The 1472-nt window shown below is 37.7% G+C and carries 1 protein-coding gene and 1 pseudogene; both read right to left on the bottom strand.

The window, feature by feature from the left end; translation table 11 throughout:
• Positions 1-153 (bottom strand): annotated as a pseudogene (locus F0226_RS22640) (GNAT family N-acetyltransferase); the annotation flags it as partial.
• Between the two features lie 140 nt (positions 154-293).
• Positions 294-896 carry a hypothetical protein gene (locus F0226_RS22350; RefSeq protein WP_171737691.1) on the bottom strand — a complete coding sequence of 201 codons (603 nt, stop codon included), beginning with the start codon at positions 894-896 and terminating at the stop codon, positions 294-296.
• Positions 897-1472: the final 576 nt, after the last annotated feature.

Genomic DNA, 1472 nt, shown 5'->3' with positions numbered 1-1472 from the left:
ACCGCTGAAGAATGTAATATCTGGTGATTTAAGTGCATCAACATCTAGAGCATGAACACTTTCTGGAGGTGAAGTTGCATACATATCAGCCAAGTGCTCTTCGAACAATTCAATGACTTCACCACCCGATAAATCATCTATTTTGATTTCCATATTCCGAACTTTCATTATTCGTATAACGCCGCGTTAAGTAGTGAGCAACACTACCACCTTACTAAACCATTACACCGTAAACACCAAACTCAACTTAAACTAAAAACGCCGAGTGTTGCGAATCTGTCTTAAACGCTTTGTTATAACCCTGCTCCGAAATTACCACAAGCTAACCCAAGAACACTTTTAGATAACAGCTTTCTATTTGATTTTATTAACACATGCTTGTCGCGAACAATTTTCAACCAACAAACATAAAGTTCAAACAGATCATCTTTTGATTTCAACTGGCTCGGATCTTTTTCGATCTTGGCTAAGATAAGACTCAAGCCCTCCAAAAGAGAAACAATTCGAAGCTTTAACGATATTGCTAGCTTCGTGGTCTCTGGTGATAATACGGATAAATCGTTATCGTTGGGGTACAGTTTTCCATCAATGAAATCTCGACGATACCCAGAAATCATTATATTCATTTGTTCTAGACTAAGTTCACTACTTGCTATTTTACTATGAGCATTTGAGATTAATTCTTCGAATGCTCCATTGAGAAATAATTCAGCTTTCATATCTTGAAGCTTTTCTTCGAACTCTTTGTCTAGCGCCAATACATCTTCAATCTTTTTACATTTTTCACGTTTCTCAGCCCAACGGAGCCCGACGCTAGACAACTTAAATTCGAAATCATTACTCTCAAACATTTTCAGCGCCCAGTGAGTTAAATAAGCATCTAGTTTAGACGTCACATGCCGCGCTCAACCATAACACCTAAATCACTGAAACCAAATTGAAAGTAAAACTGCCGCGCGTTGGCTGTCTGCTTGAATTGCTTGTTATATTTTTAGATTCTCACGCGGTGCAATTGGGAAAGGATTGAGGTGTAAACGTATTTGAAAAACCATTTCATACAGAAAAGCTCACCGTAAATGTCCCCGTTAACCGTCAACATAAAACCAAGTTTCAAAGCCGATACTTTCAAAGGTGCGGACATTAAACCGATGAAAAACGCGCTGATTCAAATACGATTCCAGCGATTTGGCAACCGCTAAAAGTACAGCAAATAAATCGGGTTGAAAAATGGACATTTGAAGAAAGAAGCAGGCTTTTTTACAACAATAAATCTAATTGGATAAAGACTATTTTCAAATCAGAGTTCCCGATTAAACCTATGAAATAAAAAAAATATAACGCCCAATTAAGTAGCAGACAACGCTACCAATACGCTCAACCATAACACCTAAATCACTGAAACCAAATTGAAAGTAAAACTGCCGCGCGTTGGCTGTCTGCTTGAATTGCTTGTTATATTTTTAGATTCTCAC

Source organism: Vibrio sp. 99-70-13A1, assembly GCF_013114625.1.
Classification (GTDB): Bacteria; Pseudomonadota; Gammaproteobacteria; order Enterobacterales; family Vibrionaceae; genus Vibrio.
This window is presented reverse-complemented; position numbering and strand designations above follow the sequence as displayed.